15 protein-coding genes and 1 pseudogene are annotated in these 17,408 nt (G+C 70.2%); 7 read left to right on the forward strand and 9 right to left on the reverse strand.

Annotation, left to right across the window (positions count from 1 at the left end; all coding sequences use genetic code 11):
- Nucleotides 1–7: 7 nt before the first annotated feature.
- The 9 genes and pseudogenes from map to C1I89_RS30320 all read right to left on the reverse strand — a co-directional run bounded on the left by map (nt 8) and on the right by C1I89_RS30320 (nt 9,263).
- Nucleotides 8–889, reverse strand: coding sequence for a type I methionyl aminopeptidase (gene map / locus C1I89_RS30280; protein WP_102775965.1), 882 nt, complete (start codon nt 887–889; stop codon nt 8–10).
- Nucleotides 890–1,135 (reverse strand): ParD-like family protein, encoded by a 246-nt coding sequence (locus C1I89_RS30285; protein ID WP_102775966.1) that lies wholly within the window; start codon nt 1,133–1,135, stop codon nt 890–892.
- A 74-nt stretch (nt 1,136–1,209) separates the two neighbouring features.
- Nucleotides 1,210–1,854, reverse strand: a complete 645-nt coding sequence (locus tag C1I89_RS30290; protein WP_102775967.1) for a DUF2894 domain-containing protein — start codon at nt 1,852–1,854, stop codon at nt 1,210–1,212.
- Complete coding sequence (locus tag C1I89_RS30295; RefSeq protein ID WP_102775968.1) at nt 1,844–2,494, reverse strand: OmpA family protein; 651 nt, start codon at nt 2,492–2,494, stop codon at nt 1,844–1,846. The genes C1I89_RS30290 and C1I89_RS30295 overlap by 11 nt, the downstream gene beginning before the upstream one ends.
- Nucleotides 2,491–3,843: a DUF802 domain-containing protein gene (locus C1I89_RS30300; protein ID WP_102776056.1), complete on the reverse strand. Its 1,353-nt coding sequence runs from the start codon at nt 3,841–3,843 to the stop codon at nt 2,491–2,493. The genes C1I89_RS30295 and C1I89_RS30300 overlap by 4 nt, the downstream gene beginning before the upstream one ends.
- Before the next feature lie 313 nt (nt 3,844–4,156).
- Nucleotides 4,157–6,641 (reverse strand): annotated as a pseudogene (locus C1I89_RS35675) (DUF802 domain-containing protein); the annotation flags it as partial.
- A gap of 10 nt (nt 6,642–6,651) precedes the next feature.
- The gene (locus C1I89_RS30310; RefSeq protein ID WP_102775969.1) at nt 6,652–7,419 is read right to left on the reverse strand and encodes a DUF3348 domain-containing protein; all 768 of its coding nucleotides are present in this window, start codon (nt 7,417–7,419) and stop codon (nt 6,652–6,654) included.
- Between the two features lie 107 nt (nt 7,420–7,526).
- Nucleotides 7,527–8,438 (reverse strand): LysR family transcriptional regulator, encoded by a 912-nt coding sequence (locus C1I89_RS30315; protein WP_102775970.1) that lies wholly within the window; start codon nt 8,436–8,438, stop codon nt 7,527–7,529.
- Between the two features lie 39 nt (nt 8,439–8,477).
- Entirely contained in the window at nt 8,478–9,263 is a 786-nt protein-coding gene (locus C1I89_RS30320) for a MipA/OmpV family protein (protein WP_102775971.1), read from the reverse strand.
- Nucleotides 9,264–9,397: 134 nt separating this feature from the next.
- Here C1I89_RS30320 and C1I89_RS30325 point away from each other — a divergent pair, with 134 nt between their 5' ends.
- From C1I89_RS30325 to C1I89_RS30355, 7 genes are all read left to right on the forward strand, one after another.
- Nucleotides 9,398–10,060: a response regulator transcription factor gene (locus tag C1I89_RS30325; RefSeq protein WP_102775972.1), complete on the forward strand. Its 663-nt coding sequence runs from the start codon at nt 9,398–9,400 to the stop codon at nt 10,058–10,060.
- Nucleotides 10,057–11,415: an ATP-binding protein gene (locus C1I89_RS30330; RefSeq protein ID WP_102775973.1), complete on the forward strand. Its 1,359-nt coding sequence runs from the start codon at nt 10,057–10,059 to the stop codon at nt 11,413–11,415. The genes C1I89_RS30325 and C1I89_RS30330 overlap by 4 nt, the downstream gene beginning before the upstream one ends.
- A 50-nt stretch (nt 11,416–11,465) precedes the next feature.
- Nucleotides 11,466–12,695, forward strand: a complete 1,230-nt coding sequence (locus C1I89_RS30335) for a helix-turn-helix domain-containing protein (RefSeq protein ID WP_102776057.1) — start codon at nt 11,466–11,468, stop codon at nt 12,693–12,695.
- A gap of 31 nt (nt 12,696–12,726) precedes the next feature.
- Nucleotides 12,727–13,356, forward strand: a complete 630-nt coding sequence (locus C1I89_RS30340; protein WP_102775974.1) for a Vgb family protein — start codon at nt 12,727–12,729, stop codon at nt 13,354–13,356.
- A gap of 175 nt (nt 13,357–13,531) precedes the next feature.
- Nucleotides 13,532–14,659: a TRAP transporter substrate-binding protein gene (locus C1I89_RS30345; RefSeq protein ID WP_102775975.1), complete on the forward strand. Its 1,128-nt coding sequence runs from the start codon at nt 13,532–13,534 to the stop codon at nt 14,657–14,659.
- A gap of 136 nt (nt 14,660–14,795) precedes the next feature.
- Nucleotides 14,796–15,419 (forward strand): TRAP transporter small permease subunit, encoded by a 624-nt coding sequence (locus C1I89_RS30350; RefSeq protein ID WP_102775976.1) that lies wholly within the window; start codon nt 14,796–14,798, stop codon nt 15,417–15,419.
- Nucleotides 15,416–17,341, forward strand: coding sequence for a TRAP transporter large permease (locus C1I89_RS30355; RefSeq protein WP_102775977.1), 1,926 nt, complete (start codon nt 15,416–15,418; stop codon nt 17,339–17,341). Before C1I89_RS30350 ends, C1I89_RS30355 begins: the two co-directional genes overlap by 4 nt.
- Nucleotides 17,342–17,408 lie beyond the last annotated feature (67 nt).

The raw sequence follows: 17,408 nt of genomic DNA on the forward strand, positions 1-17,408 counted from the left end.
GCGCCGGTCAGGGTATGGGCGGATAGGCGCCGAAGCCGTCCGGCCAGGGCGTCAGCACTTCATAGCCGGTGTCGGTCACGACCACCATGTGTTCCCACTGGGCCGACAGGGAGCGGTCCTTGGTCACCACGGTCCAGCCGTCGGGCAGCTGCTTGGTCTGGGGCTTGCCGGCGTTGATCATGGGCTCGATGGTGAACATCATGCCGGGCTGCAGCACCAGGCCCTCGCCCGGGCGGCCGTAGTGCAGCACCTGCGGTTCGTCGTGGTAGATCTGGCCGATGCCGTGGNTCATGCCGGGCTGCAGCACCAGGCCCTCGCCCGGGCGGCCGTAGTGCAGCACCTGCGGTTCGTCGTGGTAGATCTGGCCGATGCCGTGGCCGCAGTACTCGCGCACGATGCTGAAGTGCTCGCGGTGCGCCACCGTCTGGATCGCGTGGCCCACGTCGCCCAGGGTGGCGCCGGGCCTGACCGCCATGATGCCGGCGCGCATGGCCTCGTAGGTCGTTTCGACCAGGCGGCGCGCCAGCGGGCTGGGCTGGCCCACGTAATACATGCGGCTGGTGTCGCCGAACCAGCCGTCCTTGATGACGGCCACGTCGATGTTCAGGATGTCGCCGTTCTTCAGCACCTTGGCCGAGGGAATCCCGTGGCAGATCACGTGGTTGGCCGAGGCGCAGATGGTCTTGGGAAAGCCGTGGTATCCCACGTTGGCCGGGATCGCCTTCTGCACGTTGACGATGTAGTCGTGGCAGATGCGGTCGAGCTCGTCGGTGGTGACGCCGGGACGCACGTGTTCGGCGATCATGTGCAGCACTTCGGCGGCCAGGGCGCCGGCCTTGCGGGCCATTTCGATGTCGGCGGCGGACTTGATGGAGACTTTGCGCGCCATTTACGCGGCCTCCTGCTGGGCCGCCTGCGGCCGGCCCTGGGACAGCGCGGCGATGGCGAAACCTTCGGCCTGCTCGATGCGGATCAGCATCTGGCAGATGTCGGCGTGGCGCAGTTCGGGGTAAAGCTCGGACAGCATGCCGATGCGCATCCAGTGCTCGGCCTGGGAGTTGATGGAACGGCTCAGCGCGCCGCTGGCCACGCGCAGGTTCTCGTGCATCTGCTCGGAAATCTTGACTATGCCCATAAGTGATCCATATATAAACCGTATATGGACCGTATCTTACTCCGGCGCACGCGGCGCGCGCAAATCGCGGGCCGCTAGCGCGCCTTGCCGCGCGCGCTTTTCTTGGCGCCGGCGCGCGGCGCTTCCTTGGGCGGCGGCGCGGTGGCGGCCGCCATCTGCTCCATCCAGATCAGCGCGTCGGTATAGGACAGGAACTGCTGCAGGTAGCCGGGCGACAGCTCGCGCATCAGCGACAGCGCGCGGTGCACGAGCTGGTTGGAATTGAGCGGGCCGGCGTTCTTGTGGACCTGCTCCTGCGACTGCCGCACCTGGCGGTCGGCGCTGACCCGGGACCAGACGCCCTGGAAGTATTCCAGCACCGCCAGTTCCGGATAGGAGGCGCGCAGCTGCGCCGGCAGCGATTCCGCGGGTTCGTCCGGCGCGGGGGCGGCCAGCGCGTCGGCCAGCCGGGCCAGCGGGCCGGGGGCGGCCTCGGCCTGCGGCGCGGGTTCGGCCCGGCCGGCGGCGCGTTGCAGGTCGTCGGCGTAGGCCAGGATCAGTTCGGCCAGCCTGGCGTCCAGGCGCTGGCGCGCCGCGCCGTCATGCGCGGCGGCGCGCCGCGCCATCGCGTCGATCAGGCGAAAGCGCGCCGGCGCGTGGCGGTCGGCGCCGCTTTCGCGCCAGCCGTCCAGCACGGCCTGCGCGTCCAGCATTTCCGCGCGCGCGCCGTCAGCGCCCATGAGGCTGTTCCGCGTTGCCGGAGGGGCGGGGAACCGGCGTGATCTCGACCCGGCGGTTCTTGGCCCGGCCGGCTTCGTCGGCGTTCGAGGCCACCGGCTGCTCGGCGCCGAAGGCGGCCGCGAATACGGACGAGGAGGGCACGCCTTCGTCGATCAGCGCGCGCGTGACCGTCAGCGCGCGCTGGGCCGACAGGTCCCAGTTGTCCGCGAAGCGGCGGTTGCCTTCGCGCACCTGCTGGTCGTCGGTATAGCCGCTGACCATCAGGATCTCGTTGTGGGTCCTCAGGTAGGCCGCCAACGGCTCGATCAGGGTCTTGAGCACCTCGCGGCCTTCCGGCTGCAGCTGGTCGGAGTTCAGCGCGAACAGCACGCTGCCGCTGATGCCGATGCGCCCGTCGATCAGGGTCACGCGCCCGGCGGCTAGCGGGCCGGCCAGCGCCTGTTCCAGCGTCTCGCGGCGCTGGGTTTCGGCTTCGCGCTGCTTGACCTCTTCTTCGAGCTGGGTCGACAGCTGCAATTGCAGCGCGACGACGCTGACCAGGATCAGGACGAAAGCGCCCAGCAGCACCGACATCAGGTCGCCGAAGACGGCCCAGGCCGGGACCGTCGGCTCCACGCCGCCGTCGATGTCCTCGTTCATGCCGTTTCCGCCGCGGGCGCCGCGCGCTGGCTGGCCAGCTGCTGCAGGTTCTCGACGATCTGCTTCTGCGACATCATGCTCAGGTCCACGACCTCACGGGCCTGCGCCACGTAATAGGCGAGCTGTTCGTCGCCGCGCGCGATGGACTTGTCCAGCGCCGCTTCGATGCGCTGCAGATGGGTGAGCAGCTTGTCGTTGGATTCGCCGAACAGCTGCACCGCCGCGCCGAAGGATTCGCCCAGGCTGGCGACCTCGACGGCGCTGCTGGTGACCTGCGCGGCCACGTCGGCCAGCCTGCCGGCCTCGCTTTCGACCAGGCCGGTGAACTGCGCGCCCACCCGGTCGAGCAGACCGGCCGAGGAGGACACCAGCGCGTCCACCGCCGAGCGCTGTTCGGCGGCCGTGTGGTTGACGGCGTCCAGCAGCGTGCCCAGGGTTTCGAGCAGGCGGCTGCGTTCTTCCAGCATCTCGTTGTCGCGCTCCATGCTGTCGGACAGCTTCTGGCGCAGTTCGCCGATGACCTCGGCGGCGGCGCGCGGCGCCTCGGAGGCGGCCTGCACCAGGCGGCCGATCTCGGCGATGGTCTCGCTGGCGTGGGCCTGCGTCTGCGAGGCGATGTCCTGCGCGGTCAGCGCCAGGGTGTCGCAGATTTGCTGCTGCTGGCTGGCGGTGCTGGCGCCGGCCTGTTCCCACTGGTCGCGCAGCGTGTCGGCCATTTCGCCGAGCTTGCCGGTCCAGGCGGCCAGGCGGGCTTCGTCGCTGCCGGCCAGCGCGGCCTGCAGTTCGGCATGCGAGCGCTGCAGGGTCTGCAGCAGCTGTTCGGCCTGCCGGCCGAAGGCGGCCGTGGCGCTTTCCAGCGCCTGCTGGTTGCTGCCGGCCAGCTGCGCGCCGACCTGTTCCTGGCGCGCCTGCGCGTCGATCCAGGCCTGCGTGACGCCGTGGGCCGCCGCCTCCAGGCGGGCGCAGATGTTTTCCAGCAGGCTGGAATGCGCCTGGGCCTGTTCGGCCAGTTCGCGCGACGCCTGGGTCAGCGTGTCGCCGATCTCCAGCTGGCGCAGCGCGGCCTGGGTGCCGGCCTGTTCCCATTCGTGGCCGAGGCGCTCGGCCAGCGTGGACAGCGTGCCGGTCCAGGCGGCCAGGCGTTCCTGGTCGCGCGAGGCCAGCGCGGATTGCAGTTCGGTCTGAGACTGGTCCAGCGTGCGCAGCAGGCCGGCGGCGTGCCGTTCGAAGGCGGCGGCCGCGGCTTCGAGCGCCGCCTGGTTGTCGCCGGCCAGCTTTTCGCTGAGCTGTTGCTGCTGCGCCAGCGCGCCAGTCCATTGTTCGGAGACGCCGCGCGCGGCGCTCTCCATGCGCGCGGCCACGCCTTCGAGCAGCGCGGCCTGGGCCTGCGCCTGGGTGGACGCGTCGTGCACGGTCCGGGCCAGCGACTCGGTGATCTCCTGCTGGCGCGCCACGGTCTGCGCGCCGGNTGCCGGCCTGTTCCCATTCGTGGCCGAGGCGCTCGGCCAGCGTGGACAGCGTGCCGGTCCAGGCGGCCAGGCGTTCCTGGTCGCGCGAGGCCAGCGCGGATTGCAGTTCGGTCTGAGACTGGTCCAGCGTGCGCAGCAGGCCGGCGGCGTGCCGTTCGAAGGCGGCGGCCGCGGCTTCGAGCGCCGCCTGGTTGTCGCCGGCCAGCTTTTCGCTGAGCTGTTGCTGCTGCGCCAGCGCGCCAGTCCATTGTTCGGAGACGCCGCGCGCGGCGCTCTCCATGCGCGCGGCCACGCCTTCGAGCAGCGCGGCCTGGGCCTGCGCCTGGGTGGACGCGTCGTGCACGGTCCGGGCCAGCGACTCGGTGATCTCCTGCTGGCGCGCCACGGTCTGCGCGCCGGCCGCTTCCCATTGCTGGCCGAGCGCCGCGGTCATCGAGGCCAGGGCGCCGCTCCACGCGGCCAGGCNCCTGGGTGGACGCGTCGTGCACGGTCCGGGCCAGCGACTCGGTGATCTCCTGCTGGCGCGCCACGGTCTGCGCGCCGGCCGCTTCCCATTGCTGGCCGAGCGCCGCGGTCATCGAGGCCAGGGCGCCGCTCCACGCGGCCAGGCGTTCCTGGTCGCGCGCGGCCAGCGCGGCCTGCAGGTCGGCGTGCGATTGCTCCAGCGTGCGCAGCAGCGAGGAGGAATGCTGCTCGAACGTGGCGGCGGCCGCTTCCAGGGCCTGGCGGTTGTCGCCGGCCAGGCGTGCGCTGGCGGCTTCCTGGCGCGACAGCGCATCGGTCCATTGCTGCGACACGCCGTTGGCGGCGGCTTCCATGCGCGCGGCCACGCCTTCGAGCAGACCCGCCTGGGTGGCGGCCTGCGCGGTGACGTCGCGCACGGTCTGCGCCAGCGTCTCGGCGATGGCCTGCTGNAGGCGTTCCTGGTCGCGCGCGGCCAGCGCGGCCTGCAGGTCGGCGTGCGATTGCTCCAGCGTGCGCAGCAGCGAGGAGGAATGCTGCTCGAACGTGGCGGCGGCCGCTTCCAGGGCCTGGCGGTTGTCGCCGGCCAGGCGTGCGCTGGCGGCTTCCTGGCGCGACAGCGCATCGGTCCATTGCTGCGACACGCCGTTGGCGGCGGCTTCCATGCGCGCGGCCACGCCTTCGAGCAGACCCGCCTGGGTGGCGGCCTGCGCGGTGACGTCGCGCACGGTCTGCGCCAGCGTCTCGGCGATGGCCTGCTGGCGCTCGGCGGCCTGGGCGCCGGCCTGCTGCCATTCCTGGCGCAGCGTCGCGCCCATGGCGCCCAGCGTCTCGGTCCAGGCCGCCAGGCGCTGCTGGTCGCGCGAGGCCAGTTCGGATTGCAGCGCGCTATGCGACTGGTTCAGGGTGCGCAGCAGCGAGGCCGAGTGCTGCTCGAAGCTGGCGGCGGCCGCGGTCAGCGCCTGCAGGTTGTCGCCGGCCAGTTTTTCGCTGGCCTGTTCCTGGCGCGCCAGCGCCTGGCTCCAGGCCTGCGACATATCGCCGGAAGAGGCCTCCAGGCGCGCGGAGACCTGATCCAGCAGCGCGGCCGAGCGTTGTTCGAAGGTCTGGGCGTAGCGGTCCAGCGATGCGCGCAGGTCCTGGGCCAGGGCTTCGCTGGCGCGCTGCTGTCCGGCCAGGGCCTGGTTCCAGATCTCGGCCACGTTGGCGGTCGAGGCCTGCAGGCCGGCGGTCAGGCCGTCGAGCTGGCGCTGCACGGCCTGGGTCACGGTGTCCTGCAGGTTGGCGGTTTCGCGCGACAGGCTGGCCATGGTGGCCGCGACCACCGGCTGCAGGGCTTCGCCGGCCGAACGGGCGCTGTGCGCCACGCCGTCCTTCATCGATTGCTCCATGACCGACGCCAGGCGGGCGTAGGCCGCCTCGGCCTTGCCCTGGAAGGCGTCCTGGCTGGCCAGCTGGCGGTCGTTGAGCGCCTGGTGCTGGCGCGTCATGCCGTCCATCATGGCCTGCAGCTTGTCGACCAGCGCGGGCATGGCCTCGGCCTGGCGCTGCATGACTTCGGCCTGGCGTTGCAGCAGCTTGAAGGACTCTTCGCGCTGATAACCTTGCGAATACACGCGCAGGGCGGTGGCGGCCTTGGCGTCGAGCAGCTGCGCGGCGCGGATGCGGTCGCGCCGGCACAGGGCGGCCAGCAGCCCCAGCATCGCCGAGGTGGCCACGCCGGCGATCGAGGTGCCGAACGCGAATCCCAGGCCCTTGACCGGCGCGGCCAGCGAGGCGCGGATGGCGGCGAGGTCCGTGGCGCTCTCCAGCGCCAGGCCGGTGCCGCGCAGCGTCACCACCATGCCCAGGAAGGTCCCCAGCATGCCCAGCAGCACCAGCAGCCCCACCAGGTACGGCGTCAGCGCCGGCCCGGGCAGGCCGGCGCGCTCGCCCTCGATGCGCAGGCGCGCGGCGTTGCGCAGGCTGGCGGGCAGCTGGTCCAGCCAGCTGGCCAGGTTGCCCGGCGCCTCGGCCAGCCCGGAGAGGGCGCGGCTCAGGGCCGAGGTGGCCCGCTGGTAGCGCCACAGTTCGTACGCGCCGGCGAGATAGCAGACGCCGATGAGCAGGGTCACGGCCAGCGCCAGCGGGTTGGTGCCCGCATAGCCCAGGCCGATCCAGCCCGCAACGGCCAGGCCGGCCAGGAAAACAACGAGATTGATCAGGTATCGGGACATAGTGTCCTGGTTAGTGTGTACGGATCTGGCCGGTGCGCAGGGCGGCAAGCAGCCCCTCGACCGGTTGTAAACGGACATCCAGTTCGGCGAGCAGGACGCTGCGCATGTCCTTGCGGAACGTCTCCAGCCAGGCGCCGGCCGCGGCCGCAGGCGCCTCGGCGCCGTCGTCGCCGGCTTCGGCCAGGGCCTGCGCCTCGGCCTGGCGCAGGCGTTCGAAATGGCCTTGCAGCAGTTTCGGGATGGCGCCCAGCAGGGCGCGCTCCTTGGGCAGCAGGGCGCGGTCCATGATGGCGTCGACCACCGCCAGGCGCGTCCATTCGCCATTCCTGGCCGCGACCATGCCGCGCAGCCGGCTGCGCAGGTTGCCCACGGCGGTTTCCATCGTGTGCTGCAACGACAGATAGCGCTGGCGGAAATTCGCGTAATCGGCCTCGGCTTCGGCCAGGGCCGCCAGCTTCTTTGCCGGCGCCTGTCCCGGCGCGGGACGCCTGGCGGCCGTGGCCGCGGTATCGCTGGCGATGGCGTCGGCCAGGGTGGCGCGCACGCGCTCGCATTCGCGCTCCTCGGCGCTGCTGAACATGCGCGCGCCCGGCGCGATCACGGGCGGGCTGGTGTTGAGCGCCGCCGAAAGGGCGATCGCGTCCGTCCAGCCGAGCCACTGGCTCAGATGGTCAGAGAGCGATTGCCTGGATTGCGCGACATCGACATCCGTCAGGCGAGTCAGCAAGCGAATGAGCGTCGGGCCGCTTAAACCGGTGCGCTGGGGGGCCTGCAACATACCACCAGAGTCAAAAAGGGGGGAGTTTACACGGTGGCGGGCGGCGTGGCGGGCGGAAAGGGGGCGGGGCCGGGTAAACGGGGTCGTATCACCCGGCGCATGTCGCGCTAGGCCGCGCGGGCCAGCGGCGGTTCGGCGGCCAGCGCGGCCGCGGGCGCGTCCAGATACTCTGCCAGGAAGTCGATCAGGCGGCGGGTCTTGGCCGGCAGCAGGCGGGTCTCGGTCACGGCGTGCACGGCGACCGGTTCCAGGCTCCAGGTCGGCAGCACGCGCACCAGTCCGTCGGCGCCGCCGCCCAGCGCCGCGATGCCTGCGCCCATCTGGGCCAGCTGCCTGGCCATGCAGGCGTCGTTGGCGCCATAGCGCAGGGACGCCGGGACGTCGCGCCGCTCGGTCCCGCGCCGCAGCCGCCAGGGGCCGGCCGGGCAGGCGCCCTGGCGCAACCCGATGCAGTCGTGGCGTTCCAGGTCTTCGGGTTCGCGCGGCGCGCCTCGCGCGGTCAGATAGGCGGGCGAGGCATACAGCCCGGCCTGCACCGCGCCCAGGCGGCGCGCCACCAGCGTGGAGTCGGGCAGCTCGCCCAGGCGGATCGACACGTCGGCGGCATCGGGCGCGCGCTCGGCGCTTTCGCGCTCGGCCACGGACAACTGCAGCCGGATGTCCGGGTAGCGGCGCCCGAAAGCCACCATGGCTGGCATCAGCGCGTCCAGCGCATGGGCCGCCGGCAACTGCACCCGCAGCGGCCCGCTGGGCGTGTCCAAATGCTCGCGCAGCTCGGCGTGCGCCAGTTCGGCTTCGGCCACGATGCGGCGGCAGCGCTCAAAATACAGGCGGCCCGCGTCGGTCAGTTCCACGCGCCGCGTGTTGCGGTTGAGCAGGCGCAGCCCGACCGAGCGCTCCAGTTCGGCGACGTGGCGCGACACCGTGGAGGTGGGGACGCCGAGTGCGGCGGCGGCGCGGCTGAAGCTGTGCGCCTTCGCCACTTCGGCGAACAATTCCATGCCATGCAGGCGTTTCATCTGGGATCTCCCTGGTTGCGGGCCGGCCGGCCCTGGCCGTCAGAATGCGTAGATGACGCCGACGTGGGCGAACGCGTTGGTCTCGCGGTCGGTCAGCGGGCTGTCGCGGGCGTCGCCGGCCAGGGTGCTGACGCCCAGCGTGGTCACCGCGGCCCAGCGGTCGTTGAAGCTGTGCGTCCAGGTGCCGAAGACCGACACGGACTTGAAGCCGGACGAGGCCGAGTAGGGTTCCAGCCCGGCGCGGCTGCGCGCGGCCTGCGACGGCGTGACGCCAAACCACGTCTGCATGTAGTCGCTGTCGGCCCATTGCGTGTTGGCGCCGATCGAGACGCGGTTGCGCGAGTCGCGCCATGCCGTGTAGGTGGCCCGCAGGTCCAGCGTGGCGCCATAGCCGCTTTTCGCGGCCTGCCGGTAGGCCGCGATCACCGAGAAGTCCCCGGGCGACCATTCGATGAAGGCGCCGTAGGTGCCGTGGAAGTCGATGTCTTCCAGTCCCTTGGTGAGGTCGGCGTCATCGGCCTTGCGTCCCAGCCCCATGCCGACGAAGGCGCCGGTGGTCCAGTCCGGCGCCAGGTCGAACTTCAGGCCCATGGCGGGCAGGCCCGCGCGCGGCGAAATGAAGAAGTGTCCGGACTGGTATTGGATCAGCGGCACGGGCAGGGCGCGGTATTCGCTGGAGCCTTCGTACACCGGTATGGCGCCCACGCCCATGCCGATGAAGTTGCGGCGCTGTCCCTCGTTCTCGGCGCGTGCGTTGCCCGTCAGCGCCGCCAGCAGCGCGGCCGAGGCCGCCAGCGTCCTGCTTGATAAAATCAGTGGCTTCATTCCATTGCTTCCTTTGTTCCCAGGCGGGCCGGCTGCCTCGCCCTACGCGAACCGCATTGTCGGCATGGGGTTTTAATAATTTTTTAAATGGGCGCCGGCATGCTTCGCCCTCGTTCGTTTGCCTTGGAGTTCTCTTGCGTGTCCTGTTAGTCGAAGACGACGCCATGCTGGGCGACGCCTTGCATACCGGCCTGGGTCAGTCGGGGGTGGACGCGCACTGGGTGCGCGACGTCGCGCAGGCCAGGCTAGCCTTGGTCGAACATGCTTTTCAGGCCGTGCTGCTGGACCTGGGGCTGCCCGACGGCAGCGGCCTGGCGGTCCTGAAGCAACTGCGCGCGCGCTACGACGCGACTCCGGTGCTCATCCTGACCGCGCGCGACCGGCTCAGCGAACGCGTCCAGGGCCTGGACCTGGGCGCCGACGACTACATCGTCAAGCCGTTCCAGCTCGATGAGCTGCTGGCCCGGCTGCGCGCCGTGGTCCGGCGCAGCAGCAACACGGTGGTGTCGGCGCTGCGCTGCCGCGACGTGGTGCTGGAACCCGCAAGGCGAGTGGTGACGCGCGCCGGCGTGGAGATCGGACTGAGCGCACATGAATACCGCACGCTGCTGGCGCTGATGGAGCGCATCGGCCATACCGTCAACCGCGAGCAGCTGGAGGCCGCCGTCTATGGCGACAGCGGCGCGATCGAAAGCAACACGGTGGCCGTGTACATCCACCAGCTGCGCCGCAAGCTGGGCGACGGGCTGATCACGACGGTGCACGGCCTGGGCTATCGCATCGAAGAGGCGTCATGAAGACCTTGCGCAGGCAGTTGACGGTCACGCTGCTGCTGACCCTGTTGCTGGCCTGGATCGGCGTGTCGGCCTTCCAGCAGTACGAAACCATGCGCGCCCAGACCGGCGTGCGCGACCTGTGGCTGCGCGACGCGGCCACGCAGATGCTGGCCTCGCTGCCGGTCAGCCTGCTGGGCAGCGTGGCGCCCACCGAACGCTTCGCGCCGCCCGGAGCGGAACTGGTCGACGGCGACCGGGTGCGCTTTCATGTGTGGTCGCTGGCCGACCGGCGGCTGCTGCTGCGTTCGCCTGAGTCGCCCGAAGCGCCGCTGAGCGCGACGCTTGCCGACGGCTACGCCGACGTGACGCTGGACGGCGCCGCGTGGCGCGTGTTTTCGCTCACCGACGCCAGCGGCCGCGTGCAGGTGCAGGTGGCCAAGCCCGAGAGCGAATGGCGCGCGCGGTCCTGGTACAGCGTCAAGCGCGGCCTCATCATCGTCTCCATTCTGTTCGTGCTGCTGGCGGCGGTGAGCTGCGCGGTGGTGTGCCGGGCTTTCCGCAAGGTGGACCAGACGGGCGCGGCGATCGCGCGCCGCGAGCCGTTCGACCTGGCGCCCGTGCCGTCGGCCGGCATGCCGGGCGAACTGCATCCGTTCATCCAGTCGATCAACCAGTTGCTGGGACGGGTGAAGGCCGGCATGGACCGCGAGCGCCGCTTCCTGGAGGACGCGGCGCACGAACTGCGCACGCCGCTGGCCGCGCTCAGCGCGCACGCCGAACTGGTGGCGCGCAGCATCGGAACCGGCGGCGAGACGGCCTCGATCGAAAAGCTGCGGCAGGTCGCGCAGCGCACTTCGCGCCTGTCGGAGCAGTTGCTGGATCAGGCCCGCATGGATGCGTTGAGCGCAGGCGCCGACGCGCCAGAGACGATCGAACTGGACAAGCTGGTCGTGATGCTGGCGCGGGATTGCGAATCGGACGCGACCCGCAAGCGCCAGCGCATCCTGCTCGAAGTCCGGGCCTGTACGGTCCAGGGGCGAGTCGACGCGATGGGCGTGCTGCTGCGCAACCTGCTCGACAACGCGGTCCGCTATACGCCAGAGGGCGGGCAGATCGCCGTGTCCTGTGGCCCCTTGCCGGATGGCGGCGCGTTCCTGCGCGTGGCCGACGACGGCCCCGGCATCGCGCCGGCCCAGCGCCGGCGCGTCTTCGACCGCTTCTACCGCGCCGCCGGCAGCGCCGGCGGCGGCAGCGGCATCGGCCTATCGCTGGTGGCGCAGATCGCCCGCCAGCATCACGCCGAGATCAGCCTGGACGAGGGCCTGCGCGGCGCAGGCGTGGCGCTGACGCTGAATTTCCCGCCGGCCGGTCGGTGATAGATTAGGGCTTGCACACTGAATGGAGCCGCGCACGTGGCGCAATGTCCATGGATTCCCTGATCGCATCGGCGGCGCGGGCGCTGGCGGCCGGCGATCCGCTGGCCGCGCTGAATCTGGTCGCCTTGCGCGGCGACGCGCCGGCGCTCGCCCTGCGCGGCATCGCCATGGCGCAGTTGGGCGATTTCCGCCGCGCCCGCACCCTGCTGCGCAGCGCCGCCCGCGGCTTCGACGCCAAGGACGTGCTGTCGCGCGCCCGCTGCGTGGTGGCCGAGGCCGAGATCGCGCTGGTCTCGCGCGAGCTGGCCTGGCCGGAGAAGGCGCTGGAGGCCGCGCGCGCCGCCTTGCAGGCGCACGGCGATCCGGCCAATGCCGCGCACGCCCGTCATCTGCAGGCGCGCCGGGCGCTTCTGATCGGCCGGCTCGACGACGCCGAACGCGCGCTGGCCGCGCTCGACCCGGCCGCGCTGGCGCCCGCGTCGCGCGCCATCCATGAACTGATCGCCGCCGGCATCGCCTTGCGGCGGCTGCGGATACAGCCCGCGCGCGCCGCGCTGGCCCAGGCCGAGATCGCGGCCAATCACGCCGGCATTCCGGCGCTGGCGGCCGAGGTCGAAAGCGCGTCGATGGTGCTGACCGCGCCGGCCGCGCGCCTGCTCGGGCGCGGCGGCGAACGCCTGTTGCTGCTGGACGAGGTCGAGGCGCTGCTGGCGTCCGACACGCTGGTGGTGGACGCCTGCCGCAACGCGGTGCGCGAGGCCGGCGCGGTGGTGCCGCTGGCGAGCCGGCCGGTGCTGTTCGCGCTGGCCCGCGCGCTGGCGCAGGCCTGGCCGCAGGCCGTCGCGCGCGAGGCCTTGAGCCGGCAGGCCTTTCGCAGCGCGTACTTCGACGACACGCACCGCGCGCGCCTGCGCGTGGAAATCGGCCGGCTGCGCACGGCGCTGCGGCCGCTGGCCGGCATCGTCGCCACGCGCGAAGGCTATGCGCTCGAGCCGCGGCCGGGACGCGAGGCCGTGGTGCTGGCCCGCCCGGTCGAAGACGCCGACCGCGACCACGGCGCCATCCTGGCGTTCCTGGCCGACGGCGAGGCCTGGTCCAGTTCGGCGCTGGCGCTGGCCCTGAACGCCAGCCAGCGCACGGTGCAGCGCGCGCTCGATGCGCTGGCCGCCGCCGACAAGGTGCAGTCGCGCGGGCAGGGCCGCGCGCGGCGCTGGATCACCCCGCCCATGCCCGGATTCACGACAACCTTGTTGCTCCCGGCGGCGCTGGCGGCGGACTAGCATGGAGGCGTCTCTTTTGGAGGATACCGACATGAAACGCTCCCAAGCCCGCATCATCCGCGAATACGGTCCGTTCGAGAACGTGAGCGCCGTGCACGGCCTGACCTACGATGGCAGCCAGGTGTGGTTCGCCGTGGGCGACAGGCTGCTGGCCATGGACCCCGACAGCGGCGCCACGACGCGCGCCATCGACGTCGCGGCCAGCGCCGGCACGGCCTACGACGGCAGGCATCTCTACCAGATCGCCGACGGGCGCATCCAGAAAATCGAGCCGGCCAGCGGCCGCGTGGTCTCCACCATCGCCGCGCCGGGCGGCGGCGAGGACTCGGGCCTGGCCTGGGCCGAAGGCAGCCTGTGGGTGGGCGTGTACCGCCAGCGCAAGATCCACCAGGTGGACCCGGAATCCGGCCGCGTGCTGCGCACGATCGCTTCGGATCGCTACGTCACGGGCGTGACCTGGGTGGACGGAAAGCTGTGGCACGGCACCTGGGAGGACGGCGCCAGCGAGTTGCGCGAACTGGACGCGCGCACCGGCGAAGTGCTGCAAAGCGTGGAAATGCCGGCCGGCACGGGCGTCTCGGGGCTCGAGTCCGACGCCGGCGAACGCCTGTTCTGCGGCGGCGGCGACAGCGGCAAGGTGAGAGTCGTGCAGAGGCCTTAGCGCTTAAGCGTTAAGCAGTTCTAGGGTAAATCCTGACATAAAGCTGATTGTCACCGATTAGTCGGAAAGGTTTAATCAGCTCACAGTTTCGCGTCATCCGCGGGCCGCTCCCGCGTCCACGTAGCAGAAGTAACTATTAGCTGGTCCATGTAGTCCTTTCAGGAGACAACACACCATGCAACACGTTACAAAGCCCCGCCGCCGCAAGTTCATCTCCGGCGCAGCCGCGGCCGGCGCCGCAGCCCTGGGATTTCCGGCGGTCAGCCGGGCGCAGAATGCCCCGATTTCCCTGCGCTTCCAGAGCACGTGGCCAGCCAACGACATCTTCCACGAGTTCGCCCGCGACTATGCCCAGAAGGTCAACGACATGGCCGGCGGCCAGTTGAAGATCGAGGTGCTGCCCGCGGGAGCGGTGGTCAAGGCGTTCGATCTGCTGGACGCGGTGTCCGCGGGCACGCTGGACGGCGGGCATGGCGTGGTGGCCTACTGGTACGGCAAGAACACGGCCGTGGCGCTGTGGGGGTCCGGGCCGTCTTTCGGCATGGACGCCAACATGCTGCTGGCCTGGCATGAATACGGCGGCGGCAAGGAGCTGCTGGTCGAGATCCAGAAGGCCATGGGCGTGAACGTGGTGTCGCTGATGTACGGCCCGATGCCGACCCAGCCGTTCGGCTGGTTCAAGCGCCCGATCACCAAGATGGACGAGGTCAAGGGCCTCAAGTTCCGCACGGTGGGCCTGGCCATCGACATGTACACGGCCATGGGCGCGGCGGTCAACGCGCTGCCCGGCGGCGAGATCGTGCCGGCGCTGGACCGGGGCCTGCTCGACGGCGCCGAGTTCAACAACGCGTCCTCGGACCTGGCGCTGGGCTTCCAGGACGTCTCCAAGATCTGCATGCTGCAGAGCTTCCACCAGAGCGCAGAGCAGTTCGAGGTGCTGTTCAACAAGTCCAAGTACGACAGCCTGCCGGAGCACCTCAAGCACATCCTCAGCTACGCCGCGCAGGCCGCCAGCGCCGACATGTCCTGGAAGGCGGCCAACCGCTATTCGCAGGACTACGTCAAGCTGCAGAAAGAGCACAACGTCAAGTTCTACAAGACGCCCGACGCCATCCTGCAGCAGCAGCTGAAGATCTGGGACGAGATGATCGCCAAGCGCTCGGCCGAGAACCCCCTGTTCAAGAAGGTGCTGGAGTCGCAGCGCGCCTTCGCCGAGCGGGTGGGGCGCTGGAACGGGGATACCTCGGTCAACTTCCGCATGGCCTACAACCACTACTTCTCGCGCAGCAACAAGACGGCCTGAACGCAGGGCCCGTCCCGCGCCCGCCCAGGCGGGCCGGGGCGCCGTTGCGCCTTGACTGATTGACACATCGTCTCATGCGTCGCGCGCTCGTCCAGGTCGCGCGGCGGGAAGCCTTGCGCCTCAACCAGGACGCCAGATGATCCGAATCATACGTTTCATAGACCGCATATCCACCTTCGTCGGGCAGGCCTTCGCCTGGTTGATCGTCGTTCTTACCCTGCATGTGTGCTGGGAAGTCGCCGCCCGGTACGTGTTGAACCAGCCCAGCGCGTGGGCGTTCGACCTGCAGATGATGTACTACGGCATCCTGTTCATGATGGCCGGCGCGTACACCCTGGCCAAGAACGGCCACGTGCGCGGCGACATCCTGTACGGCTTTCTGCCGCCGCGCATGCAGGCCGGGCTCGACCTGACGCTGTACATCGTGTTTTTCTTCCCCGGGGTCATCGCCCTGGTGTGGGCGGGCTGGTACTACGCCGGCTATTCCATCGCCATCCGCGAGCATTCCTCGCTGATGGCCGACGGGCCGCCCATCTACCCGTTCAAGGCCTTCATCCCGATCGCGGGCGCGGTCCTGCTGGTACAGGGGCTGGCCGAAGTCATGCGCTGCCTGCTGTGCCTGCGCCGCGGGGCGTGGCCGGCGCGTGAAGAGGACGTCGAGGAAGTGGACGTCGACAAGCTCAAGGAGATGGTGCACGTGAAGGACGAGGACATCGCCCGCCTGGACCGCTACGTCACGCACGAGGAGCCTCGCCAATGAAAATCCACAAGGCATTGTGGTTCGGCCTGTCGTGCATCGGCCTGGTCATCCTGATGATCGTCTTCCTGACGCCCTGGGACAACCTCACCACCGGGCACATCGGGCTGCTGATGCTGGCGCTGATCGTGGTGGCGATCATGCTGGGGTTTCCGACGGCGTTTACCCTCATGGGCATGGGCGTGCTGTTCACCTTCCTGGCGTACTACATGCAGAACCCCGATCCGGCGCGCTCGATCGGGCAGACGCTGGACCTGATGGTGCAGCGCACGTACGCCACCATGACCAACGACTCGCTGATCTGCATCCCGCTCTTCGTGTTCATGGGCTACCTGGTGGAGCGCGCCAACCTCATCGAAAAACTGTTCCGCTCCATGCACCTGGCGCTGGCGCGCCTGCCGGGCGCGCTGGCGGTGGCCACGCTGGCCACCTGCGCCATCTTCGCCACGGCCACCGGCATCGTCGGCGCGGTGGTCACGCTGATGGGCCTGCTGGCCATGCCGGCCATGCTGAAGGCCGGCTACAGCGTGCGGCTGACGGCCGGCGCCATCACGGCCGGCGGCTGCCTGGGCATCCTGCTGCCGCCTTCGGTGATGCTGATCGTGTACGGCGCGACCACCGGCGTGTCGGTGGTGCAGCTGTATGCCGGCGCGCTGTTCCCCGGCATCATGCTGGCCGGCCTGTACATGCTTTACGTCATCATCCTGGCCAAGCTGCGGCCCGACCTGGCGCCGCCGCTGCCCATGGCCGAACGCGGCGTGCCGCTGTCGCCCGAATCGAAGGCGCTGGCCTCGGGCGGACACGTGCGCGCGCTGTCCGGCATGGTGGCGGCCCTGTTCAAGGGGCGCCGCAACCGCGACGTGCCGCTGTCGGCGCTGCTGCGCTACATGGCGATGGCGCTGGCGCCGCTGGCGGTGACGGTGCTGCTGGTGGCCGTGGTCTACCAGGCCACGACGCGGCCCGAAGTGGTCTACGACGTGCCCGCGGAACTGCAGCTGGGTTCGGTGGATTTCGATTCGGGCCTGAGCGAGCCGCCGTCCGGCGGACTGGCCGAGCCGCCTTCCAATGACGCGGGCGGCCTGTCCGAACCGCCCGGCGCCCCGTCCGGCGCGCCGGCGGCGCCGTCCGCCGCGGCCGCGGCGGATGCGCCGGCCGAGGCCGGCGAGGGCATCGCCGCGCCCACCGGCTTCTGGATCTTCGCGGCGATATGCGCGGCCGCCATGCTGGCGTTCTATGGCCTGTTGACCTGGGCGCGGCTGGAAATCTTCAAGATGCTGATGTCCTCGTTCTTCCCGCTGGCCGTCATGATCGCGGCGGTGCTGGGTTCGATCGGCTTCGGCCTGGCCACGCCCAGCGAGGCGGCGGCCATGGGCGCGCTGGGCGGCGCGCTGCTGGCGCTGGCGTACCGGCGGCTGAACATGCCGGTGCTGCGCGAATCGGTGTTCCTGACCGCAAAGACCAGCGCCATGGTGTGCTGGCTGTTCGTCGGCTCGTCGATCTTCTCGGCGGCCTTCGCGCTGCTGGGCGGACAGCGCATCATCGAGGAATGGGTGCTGTCGCTGGGGCTGTCGCAGCTGCAGTTCCTGCTGCTGGCGCAGGTCATCATCTTCCTGCTGGGCTGGCCGCTGGAATGGACCGAGATCATCGTGATCTTCATGCCCATCTTCGTGCCGCTGCTCAACACCTTCGGCATCGATCCGCTGTTCTTCGGGCTGCTGGTGGCGCTGAACCTGCAGACGGCGTTCCTGTCGCCGCCGGTGGCCATGTCCGCCTTCTACCTGAAGGGCGTCTCGCCGCCGCACGTCACGCTGAACCAGATCTTCATGGGCATGATGCCGTTCATGGGCATCCAGGTGATCGCGATCTTCCTGCTGTACGTGTTCCCGGAGATCGGGTTGTGGCTCCCCACGGTGCTGTATCGCTGAAGGCAGGCCCGTGGTTGCAGGATATTAATTAGCCGGCGTACTATACGCCGGCTAATTAATTTTGGAG

The sequence above is a fragment of the Achromobacter pulmonis genome, from assembly GCF_002885955.2.
In the GTDB taxonomy this organism is placed as follows: Bacteria; Pseudomonadota; Gammaproteobacteria; order Burkholderiales; family Burkholderiaceae_B; genus Achromobacter; species Achromobacter pulmonis_A.

What these genes read in the sequence shown, in the direction of transcription:
- C1I89_RS30285 (WP_102775966.1), bottom strand. Translation starts at nt 1,135, where the DNA reads ATGGGCATAGTCAAGATTTCCGAGCAGATGCACGAGAACCTGCGCGTG.
- C1I89_RS30290 (WP_102775967.1), bottom strand. Translation starts at nt 1,854, where the DNA reads ATGGGCGCTGACGGCGCGCGCGCGGAAATGCTGGACGCGCAGGCCGTG.
- C1I89_RS30295 (WP_102775968.1), bottom strand. Translation starts at nt 2,494, where the DNA reads ATGAACGAGGACATCGACGGCGGCGTGGAGCCGACGGTCCCGGCCTGG.
- C1I89_RS30300 (WP_102776056.1), bottom strand. Translation starts at nt 3,843, where the DNA reads ATGGAGAGCGCCGCGCGCGGCGTCTCCGAACAATGGACTGGCGCGCTG.
- C1I89_RS30310 (WP_102775969.1), bottom strand. Translation starts at nt 7,419, where the DNA reads ATGTTGCAGGCCCCCCAGCGCACCGGTTTAAGCGGCCCGACGCTCATT.
- C1I89_RS30315 (WP_102775970.1), bottom strand. Translation starts at nt 8,438, where the DNA reads ATGAAACGCCTGCATGGCATGGAATTGTTCGCCGAAGTGGCGAAGGCG.
- C1I89_RS30320 (WP_102775971.1), bottom strand. Translation starts at nt 9,263, where the DNA reads ATGAAGCCACTGATTTTATCAAGCAGGACGCTGGCGGCCTCGGCCGCG.
- C1I89_RS30330 (WP_102775973.1), top strand. Translation starts at nt 10,057, where the DNA reads ATGAAGACCTTGCGCAGGCAGTTGACGGTCACGCTGCTGCTGACCCTG.
- C1I89_RS30335 (WP_102776057.1), top strand. Translation starts at nt 11,466, where the DNA reads ATGGATTCCCTGATCGCATCGGCGGCGCGGGCGCTGGCGGCCGGCGAT.
- C1I89_RS30340 (WP_102775974.1), top strand. Translation starts at nt 12,727, where the DNA reads ATGAAACGCTCCCAAGCCCGCATCATCCGCGAATACGGTCCGTTCGAG.
- C1I89_RS30345 (WP_102775975.1), top strand. Translation starts at nt 13,532, where the DNA reads ATGCAACACGTTACAAAGCCCCGCCGCCGCAAGTTCATCTCCGGCGCA.
- C1I89_RS30350 (WP_102775976.1), top strand. Translation starts at nt 14,796, where the DNA reads ATGATCCGAATCATACGTTTCATAGACCGCATATCCACCTTCGTCGGG.
- C1I89_RS30355 (WP_102775977.1), top strand. Translation starts at nt 15,416, where the DNA reads ATGAAAATCCACAAGGCATTGTGGTTCGGCCTGTCGTGCATCGGCCTG.